This window comes from Flavobacterium sp. PL02, from assembly GCF_035013205.1.
Classification (GTDB): domain Bacteria; phylum Bacteroidota; class Bacteroidia; order Flavobacteriales; family Flavobacteriaceae; genus Flavobacterium.
Genome location: NZ_JAYGJP010000008.1, coordinates 1 through 23247 on the forward strand (window position 1 = coordinate 1; position 23247 = coordinate 23247).

Annotated in this window: 20 protein-coding genes, 2 tRNA genes and 2 rRNA genes; 21 read left to right on the top strand and 3 right to left on the bottom strand. The window is 31.2% G+C overall.

The features are described 5' to 3' along the window. The 4 genes from SHI72_RS18475 to SHI72_RS18490 form a co-directional block, all read left to right on the top strand. Positions 1-109, top strand: a 23S ribosomal RNA gene (locus SHI72_RS18475); the annotation flags it as partial. Positions 110-276: 167 nt separating this feature from the next. Continuing rightward, positions 277-386: ribosomal RNA gene (rrf, locus tag SHI72_RS18480) — 5S ribosomal RNA — on the top strand. 68 nt (positions 387-454) lie between these two features. Continuing rightward, a tRNA-Phe gene (locus tag SHI72_RS18485) sits at positions 455-527 on the top strand. Between the two features lie 7 nt (positions 528-534). Then, positions 535-620: transfer RNA gene (locus SHI72_RS18490), tRNA-Leu, on the top strand. Positions 621-1107: 487 nt separating this feature from the next. On the opposite strand, the gene SHI72_RS18495 is transcribed toward SHI72_RS18490, so the two are convergent. Together SHI72_RS18495 and SHI72_RS18500 are read right to left on the bottom strand one after the other, a co-directional pair. Continuing rightward, a complete protein-coding gene (locus tag SHI72_RS18495; RefSeq protein ID WP_039117622.1) occupies positions 1108-1815 on the bottom strand; it encodes a LytR/AlgR family response regulator transcription factor in 708 nt (235 codons plus the stop codon). Positions 1816-1818: 3 nt separating this feature from the next. After that, a complete protein-coding gene (locus tag SHI72_RS18500; RefSeq protein ID WP_323490983.1) occupies positions 1819-2859 on the bottom strand; it encodes a histidine kinase in 1041 nt (346 codons plus the stop codon). A gap of 221 nt (positions 2860-3080) precedes the next feature. Between SHI72_RS18500 and SHI72_RS18505 the strand changes: the two genes are divergently transcribed. After that, complete coding sequence (locus tag SHI72_RS18505; RefSeq protein ID WP_323490984.1) at positions 3081-3878, top strand: DUF5694 domain-containing protein; 798 nt, start codon at positions 3081-3083, stop codon at positions 3876-3878. A gap of 282 nt (positions 3879-4160) precedes the next feature. Here SHI72_RS18505 and sucC read toward each other — a convergent pair whose 3' ends face one another. Further along, positions 4161-5354 carry an ADP-forming succinate--CoA ligase subunit beta gene (sucC, locus tag SHI72_RS18510; RefSeq protein ID WP_035622256.1) on the bottom strand — a complete coding sequence of 398 codons (1194 nt, stop codon included), beginning with the start codon at positions 5352-5354 and terminating at the stop codon, positions 4161-4163. Between the two features lie 415 nt (positions 5355-5769). Here sucC and gltB point away from each other — a divergent pair, with 415 nt between their 5' ends. From gltB to SHI72_RS18590, 16 genes are all read left to right on the top strand, one after another. Continuing rightward, positions 5770-10284, top strand: a complete 4515-nt coding sequence (gene gltB, locus SHI72_RS18515; protein ID WP_323490985.1) for a glutamate synthase large subunit — start codon at positions 5770-5772, stop codon at positions 10282-10284. Between the two features lie 109 nt (positions 10285-10393). After that, complete coding sequence (locus tag SHI72_RS18520) at positions 10394-11848, top strand: glutamate synthase subunit beta (protein ID WP_039115557.1); 1455 nt, start codon at positions 10394-10396, stop codon at positions 11846-11848. A gap of 467 nt (positions 11849-12315) precedes the next feature. After that, entirely contained in the window at positions 12316-13539 is a 1224-nt protein-coding gene (gene lysA, locus SHI72_RS18525; protein WP_039117618.1) for a diaminopimelate decarboxylase, read from the top strand. A gap of 387 nt (positions 13540-13926) precedes the next feature. Then, complete coding sequence (locus tag SHI72_RS18530) at positions 13927-14391, top strand: hypothetical protein (protein ID WP_323490986.1); 465 nt, start codon at positions 13927-13929, stop codon at positions 14389-14391. 58 nt (positions 14392-14449) lie between these two features. Then, positions 14450-15625, top strand: coding sequence for a hypothetical protein (locus tag SHI72_RS18535; RefSeq protein ID WP_323490987.1), 1176 nt, complete (start codon positions 14450-14452; stop codon positions 15623-15625). Between the two features lie 54 nt (positions 15626-15679). Further along, complete coding sequence (locus SHI72_RS18540; protein WP_323490988.1) at positions 15680-16342, top strand: hypothetical protein; 663 nt, start codon at positions 15680-15682, stop codon at positions 16340-16342. An 83-nt stretch (positions 16343-16425) separates the two neighbouring features. Beyond that, positions 16426-16977, top strand: a complete 552-nt coding sequence (locus SHI72_RS18545; RefSeq protein WP_323490989.1) for a hypothetical protein — start codon at positions 16426-16428, stop codon at positions 16975-16977. Between the two features lie 59 nt (positions 16978-17036). Next, positions 17037-17561 (top strand): GNAT family N-acetyltransferase, encoded by a 525-nt coding sequence (locus tag SHI72_RS18550; RefSeq protein WP_323490990.1) that lies wholly within the window; start codon positions 17037-17039, stop codon positions 17559-17561. A gap of 400 nt (positions 17562-17961) precedes the next feature. Next, entirely contained in the window at positions 17962-18711 is a 750-nt protein-coding gene (locus tag SHI72_RS18555) for a hypothetical protein (RefSeq protein WP_323490991.1), read from the top strand. An 85-nt stretch (positions 18712-18796) separates the two neighbouring features. Further along, positions 18797-19141, top strand: a complete 345-nt coding sequence (locus tag SHI72_RS18560; protein WP_323490992.1) for a hypothetical protein — start codon at positions 18797-18799, stop codon at positions 19139-19141. Next, a complete protein-coding gene (locus SHI72_RS18565; protein WP_323490993.1) occupies positions 19142-19444 on the top strand; it encodes a hypothetical protein in 303 nt (100 codons plus the stop codon). 84 nt (positions 19445-19528) lie between these two features. After that, positions 19529-19924, top strand: a complete 396-nt coding sequence (locus SHI72_RS18570; RefSeq protein ID WP_323490994.1) for a hypothetical protein — start codon at positions 19529-19531, stop codon at positions 19922-19924. A gap of 37 nt (positions 19925-19961) precedes the next feature. Continuing rightward, positions 19962-20588, top strand: a complete 627-nt coding sequence (locus tag SHI72_RS18575) for a DUF2947 family protein (RefSeq protein ID WP_323490995.1) — start codon at positions 19962-19964, stop codon at positions 20586-20588. 192 nt (positions 20589-20780) lie between these two features. Continuing rightward, positions 20781-21149: a hypothetical protein gene (locus SHI72_RS18580; protein WP_039115537.1), complete on the top strand. Its 369-nt coding sequence runs from the start codon at positions 20781-20783 to the stop codon at positions 21147-21149. A 197-nt stretch (positions 21150-21346) separates the two neighbouring features. Next, on the top strand, positions 21347-21742 hold the full coding sequence (locus SHI72_RS18585) for a VOC family protein (protein ID WP_323490996.1): 396 nt from the start codon (positions 21347-21349) through the stop codon (positions 21740-21742). A 266-nt stretch (positions 21743-22008) separates the two neighbouring features. Beyond that, entirely contained in the window at positions 22009-23190 is a 1182-nt protein-coding gene (locus tag SHI72_RS18590) for a hypothetical protein (protein ID WP_039115535.1), read from the top strand. The last annotated feature ends 57 nt before the right edge of the window (positions 23191-23247 follow it).

Genomic DNA, 23247 nt, shown 5'->3' on the forward strand with positions numbered 1-23247 from the left:
GATGAGATTTCTTTTAAGGATCGTGGGAGATGACCACGTTGATAGGCTATAGATGTAAAGGCAGTAATGTCATAGTCGAGTAGTACTAATAATCCGTAAGCTTATGTACGCTTTTCCCCACGCCTCGGCGTGGGGGAGAAACTTTCTAAAAAATACTTTTTTCTTTATCTCAGTGTGTTAAGATATTTGCTCGACGCAGAGCAGTTGATGGTTAGTAGTTGATAGTTGCTGGAGAAATCCATCAACCGACAACCAAAAACCAACAACTAACAACCTTAAGGTGGTTATTGCGGCGGGGCTCACCTCTTCCCATCCCGAACAGAGTAGTTAAGCCCGCCTGCGCAGATGGTACTGCAGTTATGTGGGAGAGTATGTCGTCGCCTTTCTTTTAAAACCTGTTTTTAACAAAACAGGTTTTTTTCTTAATTTGTTTATATATTTATAAACAAGTATAGGTACCTTAGCTCAGATGGTAGAGCAATGGACTGAAAATCCATGTGTCCCTGGTTCGATCCCTGGAGGTACCACAATAATGCTCGGATGGTGAAATTGGTAGACACGCTGGACTTAAAATCCAGTGAACAGCAATGTTCGTGCGGGTTCAAGTCCCGCTCTGAGTACTAAAACTTCAATTAGCAAATGCTAATTGGAGTTTTTTTTTGGACTCAAACGAAAGTTTTGTTGTTACTGCTGATGAAAATAGGGATCAGGTGCAAAAGTTAGGGGTTAAGCAAAAAGATTAGATAATCTGAATAAGAAGAAATCTATATTTCTTACACTTCTAAATTGCTTTCTAAAAGCTTTTATTTTAGCATTGGAAGAAATTCTATATTTCTAATATCAAAATAGTTCAATATCGTTTGATAATGATTCATTTTGATTTACTTTCTTTCTCGTGCCATTTAGCCAGCTTAGTAAAACTTATTATTTTATCCGTCGTATTTTCAAAAAAAATTGTAGGTGCTTCGGAGTTGTGTCGATTTAAACTCTTTCAGTGTAAGGACAAACTATTTTAAGACAGCCTTTGGTGTTGCTTTTGTAGTTCTTTGCGAAATATAGCAGCTATTAATATATGAAATAGCTTATAGTTTATTTGATTGTAACTGCTTATATTTTATTCTTATCAATTTGTTGAAAGAAAGTATCTTTAAAAGTTGCTCCTATTGGTAATTCATTAGTATTAATGAAAACGGAAAAATTATCTGTAGATTCAATTTGTTTTAATGAGACTACATATGATTTATGTATTTGAATGAAGTTATTTGCCGGGAGGGATTCAATTACATTTTTTAAAGAAGAATGCGTGATAATTTGTTGTTTAGTTGTGTGAATGCAAACATAATTTTGAAGGCTTTCTATGTATAAAATATCGTTTAGGAAAATCTTCTGAAATTTATTTTTCCCATCAGTTTTGATGAATAGAAAATCGGGTGTATTGTTATGATTAGAAACAAGGCTTTTTGATTCAGTATTCAGCTTTGAAACTGCTTGATAAAAACGTTCAAATGAAATTGGTTTTAATAAATAATCAACTGCGTTCAATTCGAATCCTTCTAAAGCAAAATCAGGATAAGCTGTTGTGAAAATAACTTTTATATCTTTTGAAATAATTTTAGAAATTTGTAAACCTGTCAATTGGGGCATTTGAATATCTAAAAAAATAACATCGACAGTTTGTGTGTTTAAAAACTCTAATGCTTTTAGGGAATCATTAAAAACGCCAGTTTTTTCAAGAAAATGAACTTTACTAATATAATTTTCTATAATACGTGTTGCTGGTGGTTCATCATCAACAATAATACATTTAAAAGCCATAAATTATTTTTTTAGTGGTATTTTTAAGTAGGTTTTAAAGATATTATTTTCTTCGGTTTTTTTAAGTATAAATTTACCTTTATACATGTATTCTAGTCTTTTGGTTAGATTGTCAAAGCCTATTCCTGTTGAAGAATAATTCTCACCTTCAACGGTATGATTAAAAGTTGAAATCTCTAAAAAATCTTCTTTTATTTTGATTGTAATAGTTGCTTTTTCTTGCTCAGTATTGAATTTTCCGTGTTTAAAAACATTCTCTACAAAATGAATTAAGGCTGATGAAAGAATTCTTTCATTTGAATAATTTCCCTCAATGGTAAAATCTAAATACAGCTGATCTTCAAATCGCTTTTTCTGTAGATGAATATAGTTCTGTATGAATTGAATTTCTTTTGAAAGTACGGCTTCATCTTTGTCTATTTCTGTAATAACATAACGAAGTAAATCGGAAAGTACTAAAATATCCGAAGCCATTTCATCATCTTTTAAAATTAACTGACTGTAAAAAGAATTCAATGTGTTAAACAAAAAATGAGGACTCACCTGAGCTTTCAATATTTGAAATTCTGCTTTTTTGTTTTCTAAAAGTAATTCCTGATTTTGCTGTTGTGCACTCTGAAATTGCCAAAAAGAATAGCTTAAAGCGCTAAAAATAACAGCAGGTAATCCAAAAAAGAAATTATCTCGAATGTAAAACTTCCATTCTAAATCGCCAATAGCATAGTTGTGTACTCCAATAATATGAAACATAATTACTTCCTGAAAAAAATATCTGACACCAGCGAAAAGTGTTAATGAAAAAGGAATGCTTAAAAAGTAAAAATGAATTTTCGTTTTATTTAAAAACCAATCACAGACTGTGTAAAAATTGATAATATATACCACAAAAACAGAAAGAATAAAAGTCGATGTCATCCAGAAATAAAGTTTGGACTGCTCTATCATTACTAATCGATTATTAATTCCGTAATCCCAAAGACAGTAGGTTAGGAATAATCCTAAGAAAAGAATTACATGGTAGTAAAAAGGTATTTTGAGTTTCATAAATGATAGTTATGAGCTCAAAAATACAATTATGACTTTAAATGGAAATGATGTTTATATGAAATATTGTTTTTTAATGACGAACCTTGAAAAATATTATATGAACATTTTGAAAGCAGAATATCGGCAGTTGGTCAAGTGAAACTTAGTGTTCATCAAAACCGAAAAAAATGCTTCAAATCTGCTCATACATTTGCAATGAATTTAAACACAAAATCATCATGCAAAAAATTATTTTATTACTAGTCCTTATTACGTTTAGCCTATCCTCTGCTCAAACAAAAAAGAAACAAATCTTGTTAATTGGAACTTTTCATTTTGCAAATCCAGGAAATGATATTGCTAAAACAAAAACGTTTAATGTTATGTCTGAAAAAAGTCAAAAAGAGCTTGAAACTATTAGTGACAAAATCAAGAAATTTGGACCGGATAAAATTTTTGTTGAATGGAAATTTACCAAACAAGCCGAATTAGATAAGTTTTACAATAAAAACACAGATAGTCTTTTCAAAAAAGACGCAAACGAAATTACGCAACTGGCGCTTCGTACTGCTAAAAAACTAAATCATAAAAAATTATATGGAATCGATTATCGTAACCGCTTTTCTTATGACAGTTTAATGATAAGCATGGATAAAGCTAATCAAAAGAATTTAAAGGAAAGGACTGCGGAATTGATGAAGAAATTTGAGAATGATCAAAACGAAAGAATCTCAAAAAGTACTTTAACCGAACTTATGTTATACAGTAATGAAAAAGAAGCTGATGAAGATAATTTACAATGGTACTTAGAAGTAGCAAATAGAACAGGAAATCCAGATGATTTTACAGGAGCTTCTTTAGTTGCGAATTGGTATAAACGAAACTTGTATATGTATTCTTTAATCCAAAAGCTAACTGAAAGCAAAGATGATAAAATAATGGTTTTAGTAGGAAGTGGTCATGCTGCAATGTTCAGGCAGTTTATTGTAAATGATCCAACATTTGAACTTGTGGAATTATCAACTGTTCTGAAATAGCTAACTTAGCTGCAAAACACACTAAGGTTTTTGCATAGTAAGGATTTTACAATAAACGCAAAGTTCGCAAAGCTTTATCCATATCGCTTTGCGAACTTTGTGTTTTAATCATTAAGCTAGAATAAAATCTTACCGTGCATAGCGGGTAAATAAAAACCAGCTTGGATTTTACGCAACGTATGCGTACAGCAATACATTTCTATAATACATGTGGTTTTGTAAAACAAAAAATCCCTCCGATGATCGGAAGGATTTTTATATATAGATTGATTTCTTATTTGATTAAGAAAGTGCAGCTTTAACTTGGTCAGCAGCTTCTTGAAATTCTACTGCAGATAAAATCGGCATTCCAGAATTGTCAATTAGTTCTTTTGCAATAGCTGCATTTGTACCTTGTAAACGAACAATGATTGGCACTTTAATAGCATCTCCCATGTTTTTGTAAGCATCTACAACTCCTTGAGCAACACGGTCACAACGAACGATTCCTCCAAAGATGTTAATCAAGATAGCTTTTACGTTAGGATCTTTTAAAATGATACGGAAAGCTGTTTCAACACGTTTAGCGTCAGCAGTACCACCTACGTCAAGGAAGTTTGCAGGTTCGAAACCAGCATACTTAATTAAGTCCATAGTAGCCATTGCTAATCCAGCTCCATTTACCATACATCCTACAGTACCGTCAAGATCTACATAGTTTAATCCTACTTCTTTTGCTTCAACTTCGATTGGGTTCTCCTCACGAATATCACGCATTTCAGCATATTTCTTTTGTCTGTATAAAGCATTATCATCGATATTTACTTTAGCATCTACAGCCATGATTTTATTATCCGATGTTTTTAAAACTGGATTAATTTCAAACATAGAAGCATCAGAACCAATGTAAGCATTGTATAATGAGTCAATGAATTTTACCATTTCTTTAAAAGCATTTCCAGAAAGACCTAAGTTAAAGGCAATTCTTCTTGCTTGAAAACCTTGTAATCCTACAGATGGATCAACTTCTTCTGTAAAGATTAAATGAGGTGTGTGTTCAGCAACTTCTTCGATGTCCATACCACCTTCAGTAGAATACATGATCATGTTACGACCTGTACCTCTATTCAATAAAACAGAAACGTAAAATTCAGAAGTTTCGCTTTCACCAGGATAGTAAACATCTTCAGCAACTAAAATCTTATTTACTTTTTTACCTTCAGCAGAAGTTTGAGGTGTAATCAATTGCATTCCGATGATTTGTTCAGCTATTTCTTCAACTTGTTGCAAGTTTTTAGCTAACTTAACTCCACCACCTTTTCCACGTCCACCTGCGTGAATTTGTGCTTTAATAACGTGCCATCCTGTACCAGTCTCAGCAGTTAATTGTTTTGCAGCAGCTACAGCTTCAACCGCATTATTAGCTACAATTCCGCGTTGGATGCGTACTCCGTAACTAGCTAAAATTTCTTTTCCTTGATATTCGTGTATGTTCATAATATAGAATTTGTCTGGTTCTGAATTAATTTCAGAATAAAAGTGGCACAAAAATAGCAAAAATGAACTTTAAAAAGAAATCTTTTTGGAATAAAAAGCAAGACTTATTTTGGATTGTGATTTCTTTAAAATTAATTAAAAATTTGAGTTAAATAATTGTGTAATGAATGTTAATTCAAAGACACTATATCGTTTGAGATTTAACATAAAACGTTGCTGTTTTTGGCGTGAAATAAGGATTTTGTCAATAAAAATGAAATTCGAATTATGATTTTGTCAATTCGGGGTGGGTTAAATAATATTATTGATAATTTAGGATTGTTTTTCTATTATTAGTATAAAAATGTAAGCGATACGCTTTATTTGATACAGTATGTTTAACGGAATCTTTATTTTTGTAAAAAAAATATCAAGAATGAAAGTTAAAGAACAAGGGCTATATCTGCCCGAATTTGAACACGACAATTGTGGTGCAGGATTTATTTGTAATTTGAATGGTATTAAGTCTAATGACATCATTCATAAAGCATTGGATATCTTAATAAAATTGGAACATCGTGGTGCAGTTAGTTCTGATGGAAGAACTGGAGACGGTGCTGGAATTTTATTTGATATCCCACATGATTTTTTTAAGAAAGTTTGTGAATTTGAAATCCCTGAAACACGAGAGTATGGAGTAGGAATGGTTTTTTTACCTAAAAGTAAAAATCAAGTAGCATTTTGTATTAATGCATTTGAAACAACCATAAAAGAGCAAAACTTAGCTATTTTAGGCTGGAGAGACGTCCCGGTTGATGTAAATAGTCTAGGAGAAATTGCAGCAGAAAAAGAACCGACCGTTAAGCAGGTTTTTGTTAGTAAAAATGGGCAAGAACTAACAGAACAACAATTTAACGCTAAGTTGTTTGCAGCTCGCAAAATAGCAGAACATGCTGTCAGAAATTCTAAGACTTCTGAGAGTCATATGTTTTATTTTTCTAGTTTATCTACAACAACTATTATATATAAAGGTTTGTTGATGCCAGAAGATATCAGCGGATATTATACCGATTTAAAAGATACTGACTTAGTTACACGTTTGGCTCTAGTACACCAACGTTTTTCTACGAATACATTCCCATCTTGGGAGTTGGCGCAGCCTTTTAGATATATGTGTCACAATGGTGAAATCAATACACTTCGCGGAAACATTAGCAGAATGAGAGCCCGTGAAGAATTGATGCAAAGCGATATTTTTGGAGATGATATTAAAAGATTGTTTCCTATTATCTTAGAAGGAAAATCAGATTCAGCTTCTATGGATATGGTGGTAGAACTACTGTTAATGACAGGAAGATCACTGCCTGAAGCAATGATGATGGTTGTACCAGAAGCTTGGGAGAAACACCAAACAATGTCTGAAGATAAAAAAGCATTTTACGAGTATAATGCTTGTATTATGGAGCCTTGGGATGGACCAGCTTCGATTCCATTTACCGATGGAAATGTAATTGGTGCGTTGCTTGACAGAAATGGATTGCGTCCTTCTCGTTATACTTTAACCAAAAGTGGTTTTGTAATCATGTCATCAGAGATTGGTGTCCTTGATGTTAACCCAGAAGATGTAATACAACACGGTCGTTTAGAGCCAGGTAAAATGTTCTTGGTAGATATGAATGAAGGTCGTATTATTGAGGATGACGAGATTAAAAATGCTATCGTAACAAAACGACCATATAAAAAATGGCTTAATGAAAATTTATTGCCATTAGCAAAGGTACCTTATACTAATAATCCAACACCTATCGAGAGTATTGATTTCGAAACGAGACAACGATTATTTGGTTATACAATCGAAGATTTAAAAACAATAATTAACCCTATGGGGTCTAGTGGAGCAGAAGCGATTAGCTCTATGGGTAATGATACACCATTGGCAGTTTTGTCTGAGCAACCACAGTTACTGTATAATTACTTCAAGCAATTATTTGCACAGGTAACCAATCCACCTTTAGATGGTATTCGTGAAGAGATTATCACAGATATCAGTTTAGCGGTAGGAGGCGATTTTAATATTTTTGAAATTGAATCAAAACAATGCAAAAAATTAAAAATCCAGAATCCTGTTATCTCTAAAGAAGATTTAGATAAAATTAAGAACATAGATCATGCTGATTTTAAAACTGCTACTATTTCTACTTTATATAAAATAGAAAAAGGAGTAAATGGTTTAGAGCGTGCTTTAGAAAAATGTGTTCAGGCAACTTTCAAAGCTGTAAATGAAGGACACAATATCATCATTCTTTCTGATAGAGGAGTAAGTAAAGAATTGGCACCAATACCTATGTTATTGGCCTGTTCTTATATTCATCATTCATTGAATATTTTACAAGTTCGTTCTAAATTCGGAATTATAATCGAATCGGCAGAACCTCGTGAGCCACATCATTTTGCATTATTATTTGGTTATGGCGCTAGTGCTATTAATCCTTATATGGTAAATGAAATTATTCATAATCAAGTTGAGCAAGGTTTTATTACTGGAATAAAAGCCGATTATGCAATTGCTAATTATAATAAAGCTATTGCAAAAGGTATTCTTAAGATTATGAATAAAATAGGTATCTCTACATTACACTCGTATAGAGCTGCACAAATTTTTGAAATCTTAGGTTTGAATAAGACATTCTCAACTAAATATTTTCCATACACACCGTCCCGAATTGAAGGAATTGGTTTGATGGAGATTGAAAAAGAAGTTAAGAAAAGATACCAAAAAGCATTTCCAAATTCTAAAATTGCCAATTTATTGCCATTAGAAATTGGAGGTATTTACAGATGGAGAAGATCAGGTGAAAAACACATGTTCAATCCAACTACAATTGCAAAATTACAGCAGGCAGTTCGTTTAAACAGTCCTGAAAGTTACAAAGAATACTCTAATATGGTCAATGAGCAAAGCTCAAACCTTATGACAATTAGAGGAATGTTTGAATTTAATAATTTAGATCCAATTTCTATTGATGAAGTAGAACCTTGGACAGAAATTGTGAAAAAATTCAAAACAGGAGCAATGTCTTATGGATCTATTAGTAGAGAAGCACATGAGAATTTAGCAATTGCAATGAATAGAATTGGCGGAAAAAGTAATTCGGGAGAAGGAGGAGAAGATCCTAAACGTTTCCAGAAAGAAATTAACGGAGATTCTAGAAATAGTGCTATCAAGCAAGTTGCTTCAGGAAGATTTGGTGTATCTATCAATTACCTGACTAATGCTAAAGAGATTCAAATAAAAATGGCTCAAGGTGCAAAACCTGGAGAAGGAGGGCAATTACCAGGTGAAAAAGTAGTGCCTTGGATTGCAGAAACTAGAAATTCAACGCCTTATGTAGGACTTATTTCTCCACCACCTCACCACGATATTTATTCTATCGAAGATTTATCTCAATTAATTTTTGATTTAAAAAATGCTAATCGTGAAGCACGTGTAAACGTAAAATTAGTTTCAGAAGTTGGAGTTGGAACAATCGCTGCTGGTGTTGCAAAAGCAAAAGCCGATGTGATCTTGATTTCTGGTTACGATGGAGGAACTGGTGCTGCACCATTAACATCTTTACAGCATACAGGTATTCCTTGGGAACTTGGTTTGGCGGAAGCACAACAAACTTTAATCTTAAATGATTTAAGAAGTCGTGTAGTATTAGAGTGTGATGGTCAATTAAAAACAGGTCGTGATGTAGCTATTGCAGCTTTATTAGGAGCAGAAGAATTTGGTTTTGCGACAGCACCACTTGTAGCTTCTGGTTGTATCATGATGAGAGCTTGTCACTTAAATACATGTCCAGTTGGTATTGCTACACAGGATCCTGAATTAAGAAAAAATTTCAAAGGAACGCCAGAGCATGTAATCAACTTCATGTATTTTATTGCCGAGGAGTTAAGAGAAATCATGGCACAATTAGGATTCAGAACTTTAAAAGAAATGGTGGGGCAATCACAAAAATTAAATGTGAACAAAGCTATCAAACATTATAAAGCTAATGGGTTGGATTTGTCTTCGATACTTTACAAACCAGAGAAAGCAAAAACAGTTCCAAATCACAATACGACTACACAAGATCACGCATTAGAAAACGTATTGGATTTTGCAATTATAAAAGAAGCTATTCCTTCTATTTATAGAAAAGAAAAAACAAGAGTTACTTTTAAAATTAAGAATACAGACCGTTCAGTTGGTGCAATTTTAAGTAATGAAATTTCAAAAATATATGGTGCTCAAGGATTACCTGAAGATACTATATTAGTTGATTTTGAAGGTTCAGCTGGACAAAGTTTTGGAGCTTTTGCTACAAATGGATTGTCATTTAAAATTCACGGAAACTGTAATGATTATTTAGGAAAAGGACTTTCTGGAGGAAAACTAATTATTAAAGTTCCACCTACTGCTACTTTCAAACCTGAGGAGAATATTATTATTGGTAACGTTGCTCTTTACGGAGCTATTACTGGTGAAGCATACATTAATGGTATGGCCGGAGAACGTTTTTGTGTGAGAAATTCTGGAGCAACAGCAGTTGTAGAAGGAATTGGAGATCACGGTTGCGAATACATGACCGGAGGAACTGTTGTTATTTTGGGTAAAACCGGAAGAAATTTTGCTGCGGGTATGAGTGGTGGTGTTGCTTACGTTTACGACAAGAATAAAAAATTCGATTCTACTTTATGTAACATGGAAATGGTTGCATTCGATCCTATGGAAGAGGATGATTTTATCAAGTTAAGACGTTTGATAAAAAACCATTCGTTGTACACAAATAGCCCATTGGCAAAAAGACTTTTGGCAGACTGGGAAAACGAACAGGAACATTTCATCAAAGTAATGCCAACAGATTATAAAAAGGCATTACAAAGAATAGCAGAAGAAAAGCAAATTGAAGAACTAATAGCTTAATAAAACATCAATTTCAAAAATCAATTTCAATGGCAATGTCTTTCTCATCGTCCTGAGACCTTGGGAGAAGGATTTGGAATTTTAAAAATTGGAATTTAATTAAAATGTCATGGGTAAGATAGGTGGATTTAAAGAATATAATAGAGCAGACGAAAGTAATATTGCTGTTAAGGAACGTGTATCAAACTATAATGAGTTTACGATAACCTTAGAAAAAGATAAGATTAAAGAACAAGGTTCAAGATGTATGGATTGTGGCATTCCGTTTTGCCACAGTGCATGTCCGTTAGGGAATTTAATTCCAGATTTTAACGATATGGTACATCAGGAAGAGTGGGAGAGTGCATTAAAAATTTTGCAATCAACAAATAACTTTCCTGAATTTACAGGTCGTTTATGTCCTGCACCTTGTGAGAAATCATGTGTATTAGGAATTATCAAAGAACCAGTTGCGATTGAGAATATCGAGAAAAATATTATCGAAAGAGGTTTTGCAGAAGGTTGGATTAAACCACAACCTCCAAAAAAGAGAACTGGAAAAACAGTTGCGGTTATTGGTTCTGGTCCTGCAGGTTTAGCAGCAGCACAACAATTAAACAGAGCTGGTCATACCGTTACAGTTTTTGAAAGAGATAATGCAATTGGTGGATTATTGCGTTATGGAATTCCTAATTTTAAATTAGAAAAAGGAATTATCGACAGACGTGTAGTAATATTAGAAGCCGAAGGAATTGTTTTTAAAACCAATGTAAATGTTGGAGTTAATTATAGTATTGAAGAATTAAATGCATTCGATTCGATTGTTTTATGTGGTGGAGCTACAGAAAGAAGAAGCTTGCCAACTAAAGGAATCGAAAGCAAAGGAGTTGTTCAGGCAATGGATTTCTTAACACAGCAAACAAAAGTTTTATTTGGCGAAGAAATTCCTAACCAAGTAAAAGCAACTGGCAAGGATGTAATTGTTATAGGAGGAGGAGATACAGGATCAGATTGTATCGGAACTTCAAATAGACATGGAGCAAAATCGGTTACAAATTTTGAAATTTTGCCAAAACCACCAGTTGGAAGAAGCGAAACAACACCTTGGCCGTTCTGGCCGTTGCAACTTAAAACATCTTCTTCACATGAAGAAGGTTGTGACAGAAACTGGTTAATTAATACCAAAGAGTTTCTAGCAAACGAAAAAGGAGAATTAGTAGGTTTAAAAACGGTAGAAGTTGCTTGGAAAATGACTCCTGGACAACGACCAGAACTTATAGAAAAAGAAGGTTCAGAGAAAATATGGCCATGTGATTTAGCATTATTGGCACTTGGATTTACAGGACCAGAAAAAACATTAAGCGATCAATTAGGATTACAGTTGGATATGAGAAGCAATTACAAAGCGACAAATTATCAAACAAATGTTCCACATATCTTTACAGCTGGAGATATGCGTAGAGGACAATCCTTAATCGTTTGGGCAATCTCCGAAGGTCGTGAGGCTGCGAGAGAAGTAGATTTATATTTAATGGGATCTACAAATTTACCAACAAAAGGAAGCGGAGACTTACCAAGTCTATAAACCAACAAACAACACACTTTTGCTAAGCTGCTAAGGCACTAAGCTACTAAGATTCTAAGTTTTTTACTTGATCACCTTAGTAGCTTAGAATCTTAGCAGCTTTTTTTGCTGCGAATTTCTCTGATTAAAAGGTTTTGTTGGTTTGCTACGATCCGAATAATAGCAAATAGGGGAACCAATTTCACAAATGAGGCTTATTAAACTCGTGCTTAGTAAAATTCCAAAAATAAAAATTAGTGAAAATTCGAGTCATTTGCGGCAAAAAAATATTATGCATTAAACACTCTGTGGCAAAAAACTTAGTATCTTAGATCCTTAGCAGCTTAGTACCTAAACAGCATTTTATATAAATTTAAAATAGCGCACAAAATGTTTGATTTTAAACAAATTGTTATAATTTGTTATTATTTTACATTTTATTGGTGGGTATATAAAAGAGTAATAAATTTGTCAAAAATAGTTTAACAATGCAATCAAAAGATTTACTGCAATTAGCAGACCAATTTGGAAGTCCATTATATGTGTATGATGCTGAAAAAATCCAATCACAATACAACAGGTTAACTAAAGCGTTCTCTAAAGTAGAGAATCTTAGAATTAACTATGCCATGAAGGCTTTGTCCAATGTTGCAATACTTCAGTTGTTAAAGGATATGGGGTCTGGGTTAGACACAGTATCTATTCAGGAAGTATTACTAGGACTTCACGCTGGATATGAGCCTGAAAGAATATTTTATACACCAAACGGAGTTTCTCTTGAAGAAATTGAAGAAGTTGCTGCAATGGGTGTACAAATAAACATCGACAACCTATCTATTCTGGAGCAATTCGGAACCAAATATCCTAATACACCAGTTTGTATTCGTATCAATCCGCACGTAATGGCAGGAGGAAATACTAATATATCTGTAGGACATATCGATAGTAAATTTGGAATTTCTATTCATCAATTGCCGCATTTAGTGCGTATTGTAGAGAATACCAAAATGCATATCGTAGGTATTCATATGCATACAGGATCAGATATTCTGGATATTGAAGTGTTTTTATATGCTGCCGAAATTTTATTCGACGCTGCTAAAAACTTCAAAAACTTAGAATTCCTGGATTTCGGAAGTGGATTTAAAGTACCATACAAAAAAGATGATATCGAAACTGATATTGAAGAATTAGGTAAAAAATTATCAAAAAGATTCAATTCGTTTTGTACAGAATACGGAAAAGATTTAACCTTGATTTTCGAACCAGGTAAATTCCTGGTAAGTGAAGCAGGTTTCTTCCTGGCGAAAGTAAATGTTGTAAAACAAACGACATCTACTGTATTTGCAGGAATCGATAGTGGTTTTAACCACTTGATTCGTCCAATGTTATATGGTTCACAACATCATATCGAAAATATTTCTAATCCTAAAGGAAAAGAGCGTTTCTATTCGGTAGTTGGATATATCTGTGAGACAGATACATTTGCTAATAACCGAAGAATTTCGGAAATTAAAGAAGGTGATATTTTGAGTTTTAGAAATGCAGGAGCATATTGTTTTTCAATGTCTTCTAATTATAATTCAAGATACAAACCAGCCGAAGTTTTATGGATCAAAGGCGAAGGACATTTAATTCGTGCTCATGAAACATTCGAAGATTTATTAAGAAATCAAATCGCGTTGCCACAAGAAGTTGCTGCAACAGTTTAAAATAAAAAAAAAGAATGTCAATTTAAAAGATCCCATTCCCGAAAGGTGAATGGGATTTTTTTTACTCAATATTGTTATTCTAATTGTCAGGCTAAGCGATCCCGAAGCTTCGGGAGAAGTTCACGTAAAGTAACCACAAAGCTTAGAATTGAAATTTAATATTTTGGGCGTGTCCCTCCGGGTCAGGCTTTCGGCTTTATCTTTTGTTCCGTTTCTCTTCACAAAAGGATATCGCCTCTATCCTTCACGCAGTCCTTTTTTCATAAGAAAAATTTAAAATAATTAAAGATTTGTAAGTATTATTTTAATATTTTCGCAAGACAAGTCCAGCGCTTGCAAGACTAAATATATTAGGACTAATTATATAAAACTCAATAGAAAAGAACAATGAAAAAATATTTATTATTTATTAGTATTCTAATTCTGGTTTCTTGTAAGAAGAGTGAAAATATTGAAAAAAACAATACAGGGAATGTGGTTTCACAAGAAGAGAGTAGTACAATTAATAATGCGGTTTCTGACGAGAATGCAGATATTGAAGATAAACAAAATATAGGAGTACCTAAAGAGAGTAGAATAATCAAATCTAAATTTGATACAAAATTACTTTTTGGAATTTGGACTAATGATCCTGAAGGCCCACATGCTGATTTTGATTTAAGTAAAAAATCTTTTTATGTTGTAGATTATGATGGAGATGGAGACATGCCATACCTAATAAATGAAGATTCAATTAAAGTATATTATAATGATTTTATAAGTATTGGAATCATTCAGAATGTAACAAAAGACACTTTAAAAATAGATTGGGACAAAAATGGAATAACTGTTTATTCCAGATGGAAAGGATAAGTAGAGATTTAAAATATTCATCATTATAATTATTAAAACCTAAACCAAAACCAAAAAAATGAAATTTGAATTCAATAATTTTTATCACAGTAGCAAAAAATATTCACACGTATTTTGTTTGTTATTCTTGCTATTTTTTAATTGCAAAACCAAAGAGAGTAATATCCCAAAAATACACAAGAATCCTACATCAGATACCATAGCATCACAAAGTGATGATTCAATAGATCATAGTAGTGAAGACGAAATTGCTGCGAGGAAAAAATATATAGCTTTTCTAACTGATTTTTTAAATCAAAATGCATCGAAACAATCCATTGATACTTTAAATAATAGAGTAGAAGCTGCAATGGAAATTTACGCTAATTACAATGCACTTAAAGATTCAGATTTTATAGATGTAAACGATAAGTTAGTCAGTTTTATCGAGGGTAAAAATGATTTAAAAATACCTGAAAGTTTTTACACTGCAGGGTTAATGGAATCGTATGGCTATTTTAGTATTGCTGATGGACATCCTATAAATCATTTTAAAACAGGAGCGAAATTAGGGAATGTAAATTGTGTAAAATATTTAGCGATAATCTATTTTGAGCGAATCCTAACGAAACACAATGCAACAGAATTATGTGATCCTGTTTGTATGTCTCATCGAGGTAGAAATTATATTGAAGATACTCATTTAGCAAGTTTAAGTAAAAAGGATATCTTAGGATTTACTTCCCCTTCGAATAATGTTTTATTAAAAACAATCAGTGATCACATTAACGCAAAAATGACTGATGAAGAAATATTAAATTATGTTATTCATTTACGAACCCATTCAAACCCTATTTTTAATTTGAATGACATACAAATTAAAGAAGCTTTAGATAATCATAAAGTAGATTCTAAATCATATCAGGGTAGTAAGAGTAATGAGGTGTTTAGAAAAATTTTAGACAATAATTCTAACATTGATATTAGCGACGTTGCAGAGCTCTACACTTTTAATTATCCAGCCTACGATAATGAAGCTGTGTTTTTATTTTGGATTACATTAGATTTTGAGAAAAAAGGAATTGTTACCTACAATCAATTTATGGAGGAATATGATTTACAAGAAAAGTACGGAATCATTGATTTAGGATCTCGAGAATTAATTAACGGTATATTAAAATATTTTATAGATCACGGAGATACTAAAAGTGAAGAATTATTAAAAGAATATGCTAGTATCGATAATTCAAATTAAATGTGTAACAAGGAGTATAAGTATTAAAACATAATTTATTAATAATTACCACCAATGAAAAAAGTATTTTATTTGAGTATCTTATTCTTATCTATTCAAAATTTATGTGCTCAAAATATTATAGATTTCTTTTATTCTATTCCATCACAATACGTAGATAGTCTAAGTTATGTTGAAAGAAAAAATTTGATTAAAAATAAAAGACTAGAAAAATATGATATGCTATACACAGTAGAGTATGATATTAAAAATGGGTATTTGCGGTTGGAACAAAGTTATACAGAAGGACAGTCAGGATATGGGATTTACGAAATAGCATATTGGAATGTGAAAAATAAAAAGCTGATTGCCGTTTCTAGTATTTTGGGAAGTAATGGAGGGTTTCATCAACATAATTTTAAATTTTTTGAATACAAAGACGAAAACTTGACCGAAGCAAGAAATGGTTATTTAAAAAGTTACACTTCAAATTTTGAAGTTTTTATAAATAATCTTGTTACTGAATTCACTAAAAAAAATACTAGTCAATCGGTTAAAGAGGATTTGTCAAGTACTCAATTTACAATAGAGCTACCTCGTAAAGGGAAAAATATAAGTGTGTCTTTTAAAGATAACAATATGAGTGATCCGGATTATTTTAATAAAAATTATGCAAAGCATCTAAACTTCAGGGAGAAGGTATATAAGTGGAATGAAATTAAACAAGTTTTTGAATAATAATATCGGCTGAAGAGAAATCCCGACTTCGTTGCGTATAAAGCTAAATACTAGATAACAAGAAAAAACAGAAAATTAGGAATATGAAAATTAGAATTTTAATAATTGTAGCGCTCATTTTTATCTCTTGTAAAAAAGAAGAAAAAGAACAAAACGATAAAGTTGAAAGTTTAAAAATTGATACAATACAAAAAACTAAAGAAGTAGAAACCAACAATTCTGATACAATTGTAGTTTCTAAAAAGCATAAAGTAAATAAGATTTCTTGCGATTTAGATGGAGATGGATTGAATGAAACGGTTGAAATTGTAAGAAGTACCAAAAATGAGAAAAGCGGTTTAAGAATCATATTCGGAAATGGAAAAAGAACCGACTATTTAGGAATGGGAAATAATATTCTAGAACAAGGTTTTGATGAGATTGATTGGGCTGGAATATTTGAAAAAGCTCCCAAAAATGAATTGTATTGGAATAATGTAAATAACGAAGGCGAAATAATGGCTGACGAAGAAGTTAATGAAGCTGATAAAATAAAATTATTGAATGACGGAATATTTATTCACGCCGAAGAAAGTTGCGGTGGCGGAGTAATTTATTTAAAAGATGGAAAATACGAATGGATTCAGCAAGAGTAAATTGCTATGATAATACTCAAGCCCTAAGTTTATAAAAAAAAAACATAAATCATTTTAATTTGAAGTTAAACACAAATATTTTTATCAAAACAAAACGATTGATCTTAAAACCAATTGAAGAAAAATATATCGATGATATTTATGAAAGCTTTACTAGTGAGGTAACTAAGTTTATGCCTTTTAATCCTAAAGCAAATAAAAATGAGATTATTGATTTTGTTCTTAATTCTAAAAAAGGCTTATTAGAAAAAACAGATATAGTATTTGTTGTTCTTGATATTGATGAAAAATTTACGGGTTGCTGTGGAATTCATAATATAAATCCAGAATCGATAGAGGTTGGTTTGTGGTTAAAAAAAGAATCTCAAGGTCAAGGTTTTGGTACGGAGATAATTACCAAAATAATTGAGTTTATTGAACAAAATTTTAAGGTTGAATACATTTTATATCCTGTAGACGAAGAAAATATCGCTAGCCGAAAAATACCTGAAAAACTTGGATTTATTCCTTTTAAAACTTACAAAAAGCGAAAAACGGATACGATTGATTTAAATATAATTGAATATAGAAAATATTACAGTTAATAGTAATTCTGTATTTAATCCTTGCTTAATCCTATTTCTTCTGAAATGGGATTTTTTTGTTTTATGTTAATTTAATTTACTTGTTAGGGATATTGAACTTAAATATTTAATAATTTGAGCGTCTACCAATGAAAAAGGGGCTATATTCTTTTCTTCGTTTCATTTTGTAAAAGGATGTTACCTTTATGGCTAATACACAATTGTTTTCATGAGAAAAAACGATAGAAATAGGCTCTCACTTGAGGACTTAGAAGACTCAATAAATAAAGTGTTTATTTAATTTTTTGTAAGAAAAAAAAGAATATTTTAGCTTCGTGTAAAAATCAATTTATGATACAAAACCATTCTAGATAGGGGGTATTAAAGTCTTGTTAGTATATATTTTGGGAAACGAAAAAAAATGAAAAAACAATTAATTCTAACATTTGTAATTTTAAGTTTATTTACTCAATGTAAAAAAGAAACTTTAAAAGACTCAAAAATTGAACAGGTTTTGGCAGAGAATAATTATGATTTAGGTGGAAGCCTAATATTTGAATTATATTCAGATAGTACTTATAATTTTACTTCAATTGTAAAAAGCCCAAATTATGAAAAAATAGAAAAGTTCAAGGGTTTTTGTGAAGTAAAAAACGATACTTTATATTTTAAGCCATTTGAATTTGAATATACAAACAGTGAGAAAGCTGTAATAAAAAATAACTTTATTGAATTCATAAGCGACAAAAGTTCTTTTAGAATTGAAATAAAAAAGAACTCTTTAAATACTAAAAGTAAAATAGATTTTACAAATTTTGAAGATTATGCGATTTTCACATACAAGCCAGAAAGTGAAAAATCAGAATATAAGTCTTATGATATTAATCAAAAAGAACTTGAAGAAATAGATAAAATTTTGAGTAAATGTTTTACTGAAAACAAATCTAAACTCAAAAACAAAAATGAATATGTAAAACAATGCGTAATTGTAACAAATATCAATAATGAAAAAGAAGTTTGGGTAAGTTGTTATTGTAAAAACGAATATGATAAGTCAGGTTTCAAATACAGCTTAATTGAAATGAATGATGGTGGAGAATGTAATATTTCAGTAAAAATAAACTTGACAAAAAAACAATATTCAGAATTAAATATTGCAGGTTTAGCGTAGAAAAAAACTGTTAATACTTGCTATAAGGGCTCTCTAGGAGAAGACTCTCAACTTCGTTGAAGTATAACAAAAACTAAAAATGAGTATGGAGAACGCTGAAATATTATTCGAAAATCATTTTAAGATCTATGTTTTGTTTAAAGATAAAATTGTGTTTGAAAGTGAATTAGAAAAGAAAAATATCAAATACTATTGCGACATAGAGAATCAACTAAACTTAGGGAGTGGTATAAGGTATTTTATAAATGAAAATAATCGAGTAAAAGTTGATATAATATTTAAAGAAAATAAAATTATAGCTCATACAGAAACGATAATGGTTTCTGATTATCGAGATGGAAGAAAAGCTACAGCACTTTATTTTAAAGTAGCAGGAATTGTTATCGGGATAATGATTTTGATAATCTTGTTTGAAAAAATGCTAAAATAAATGGAATGTAGAATTTACATAGAAAATGAACTAATTGGAAAAGCTACTTTTGAAATTATTGACAGAAGTATGGGAGTAATTAGTGGTAAATTAATTTGTAACGATAATTATAAAAAATTTAAAAAAACTATTCAAAAGCAAACAGAAGAAATAGGGATTTCAAATTCTGATAATTTTAATTACAAAATAATTACAATTAATAATGTCGAAATTAAGGCTGAAGGTGGAATTGGAATTTCTGATTCGGCTCAATTTAAAGAAATCATAATTGAATCTGCTGGAATAAATTTAGATTCATTATAAGAATAAAAAAAAGTACTGGACGAAGTCCCTGCTCTGCGAAGTCTCACGACTTCGTAGTGACAATAATAATAAAACCTCATCATAATGAAAAACATAATAATTCTATTTTTTCTATTTAGTAATGTTTTAATTGCGCAAGAAAATATATTTCTTGATCCAGATAAAGAGCCAAATTGTGAAGAATTGAAGAACGGAAAATTTGCAAGCATAGGTTATAGTCCAAAAGAATATTATATGATTGTTAAGGACGGAATACAAACTGAATACATTGAAAATGGTCAATATGTTAAATCGAAAATGGAGTTTTTAAATGAGTGTGAATATAAAACCACAATTCTAGAAGTTAAAATACCTAATTATTATGCTAAAGTAGGAGATTTTTTGACGACAAAAATATTACAAACACAATGTGAATACATTAAAGTTAAAAGTACAATGTTTGATAAAGATTATGAATTCGTTTATGTCAAGATGAATTAATCAGATAGTAAGGATCTGCAATTACTAAGAGGTGAACATGAAAAACTTAGAAAAAATAAATCTAGTTAAATTAAAACTAAATATAGGTTTAAGTGCTGCGAAAGAATTAATTGATAAATTTAATGATGTCGATTTGGCTATTGAATCTTGGGAAAAACAAATTGAAGACGAACAAAAAGCTAGTCTAGATAAGAAATATGATTCTCTAGAAAAATTCTATTATTTTGAAAATGAATATTGTTATCCGACTTTAAGTGATTCTGATAAACCAGAAATACAAGCCTTCACAAATAATTATTGTTCCCAACTTTGGAATAAATATATTTCAGAAAGTCAAAAACATCTTATGCTCATAAATAATCCTGACCAATGGAAAATAAAAAATGAGATTAAAAAAGAATACAATTGGCAAAATGACTGGAACGAAACTAATACTGAAGCTTTCAATGAAAATGTTAAGCCATTAATTGATTGGGAGGAAGATGATGAGGTTATGTTTTTTTGGAATAAGTACTCTGGAATAGAATCTAAATGGGGTATAATTTGCAAATATTGGATTTCATTTTTGTACGACGATGAATCAAATATTATTATAAATCCTAAAAATAAAAAAGTAATAATCTTGAGTACAAATGGAAACTTATCTATTGCTGAAAGAGATTAGCTCTCCTCTGGCGCGAGCGTCCCGCTCGTGTCCATAATCTATTTCCCGTTTGTTTATCATATCATTTAGGTGACTTATGGCTCGCGTTAGCAAGATTGGGAACATAGATTTATAACATGAATTATCAAGGTTAACCTAATCTAAGCTTCATTTTTAATTTGTAATTTCGGCAAATTAAAAAAATAACAAAAAATGAAATTACAAATACGCATTCTGATTTATTCCTTATTATTCTTTACCTATAGTTTTTCAACTTCATTTTTACTGACACTGGGCGAAAAATTAAAAGATCATAGATTTATAACTTTAGGCTGTGGTTTTCTTCTTATCAATTTAATTTTCTCTTTTAGGGTATTAAAATGGACTCCTTTACTAAATATAATATGCTCTGCTGTAATTGCATCTTTGGCCTTATATCTAGCATTGAAGTTTGGTGATTTACGTCTGTTTTCAAAATATGACCCTCATGGGATTAAAACGGCATTAATGGTTTACGCCTTTTTATCTATATTGTTTTGGGAAATTGTGTATCAAATAAAAAGTAGAAGGCAATTAAAATAGAACTATATGTTAGATGTACTTCGATGCATCTCTGCAATACATTGTTTTGTAAAACAAACATTATCTTATATCTAATCTGAATCCGTAGAGGTGCGCAATTGTGCATCTCTATTTTTTTAATTTAAAAAGTCATAAATTTAGTGTGCGATTAATTATTTAATAATCGGAATTAAACTCTAATTTTTAAAATGAATCTTATGGAAACTAAAAAAATATGGGCTAATTTGGGAGTAGAAGATTTAGTAAGAACAACCAAATTTTATAGCGATCTAGGCTTTAAACGAAACGGTCACGGTGTATCTGAAGAACTAACAAGTTTTACTTTTGGAGACGATAATTTTATAATTCATTTTTTTATAAAAGATAGATTTAAGTGGGCTGTTGATGCTGAAATGACTGATTTAAAACTTGGAAATGAAATTATATTTTCACTTTCTGCCGAAAGTAAAGATGAAGTAGATCAATGGCTAAAGAACGTTAAAAAAGCAGGAGGAAGAATTTTCGCCGAACCACAAGATTATGGAAAAGGATATTTCTTTGGTTTTTCTGATCCAGATGGACATAAATTTAATGTTTTATATTGGCCAAAATAAAATAGCTTTTTAATTAAATACTGAAAGTCAAATTACTGCAAGGTTGCTAAATTGAAAAAAAGCACCTCTAATTTAGCCCCGATAGGAGCGGTATCCTTTTTCTTGCCATCCTGACGGAGGAAGGATCTCAAGAAAAAGATTTAGCGTACAGCGGGAAGTTAGGTTGTTATGAAAATGAAAGTTTTTGCTTCTTAAATTTTAAATCATGATCCTATTTATCTGAATTGATCTAAAACAGATATATTTGCACTTTAAAAAATTAAGGAATGAAAAAGATTATAATACTTTTTTCAATATCGATTTTGGCGTTTTCTTGTGGTGTAAAAACTACTCAATCGTTGTTAAGTGATGGTGATTATGATGGAGCAATAAATCGTGCTGTTGAGGGATTAAGGAATAAAAAGGATTCTAAGGGGAAACAAGATTATGTTTATTTGCTGGAAGAGGCTTTTGCTAAAGCAAAAGAAAGAGATTTACGCAATCTTGATATGATGGCTAAGGAAGCTAATCCTGCTAATATAGAGCGTGTTTATAACACCTACATTCAATTAAATAATCGTCAGGAGAAAATAAGACCTTTGTTGCCATTACAATTAATGAAGCAAGGAAAAAATGCTTATTTCCCGTTTGATAATTATTCGGAACAAATTGTAAGTAGTAAAAATGCGTTGTCAAAATACTTATATGAAAATGCTTCGGTACTTTTAAAATCTAAAAACAAACTGGATTTTAGAAAAGCGTATGATGATTTTGCTTATTTGGAAAGTATAAATCCCGGATATAAGAATACTAAAAAGCTTATGGATGAGGCTTTGTTTAAAGGAACTGATTTTGTTGATGTTTATGCTAAAAACGAAACGAATATGGTTATCCCAAAACAGCTTCAAAATGATTTGCTAGATTTTAGCACGTATGGTTTAAACGATAAATGGACTGTTTACCATAGCGCCAGACAGAAAAATGTTATTTATGATTATAGTCTAGTACTGAATTTTAGAGAGATATTTATTTCGCCAGAGCAGATTAAAGAAAAGGAGTTTATTAAGGAAAGAGAGATTAAAGATGGTGTAAGAACTCTTTTGGATGGCAGAGGAAGACCAGTTAAGGATAGCTTAGGTCGCGAAATAAAAGTGGATAATTATAGAACGCTTCGAGCAAACATATATGAGTTCAGACAATTTAAATCTTGTCAGGTAACTGCAAAGGTTGATTATATTGATTTAAAAGGAAATCAGTTAATACAATCGTTTCCTATAACGAGCGAGTTTATTTTTGATTATACTTATGCAACTTACAGAGGGGATAGAAATGCTTGTGAGGATAGTTATATTGGCTATTTTAATAAACGTGCTGTGCCATTTCCTAATAACGAGCAAATGGTTTATGATACGGGCGAAGATTTAAAAGCGAAACTCAAGGATATCATCGTTCGGAATAGATTTAGATGATAGGTACTTTATAAAAGTAAAAAAGAGCAGCAACTAAAATATAGTTGCTGCTCTTTT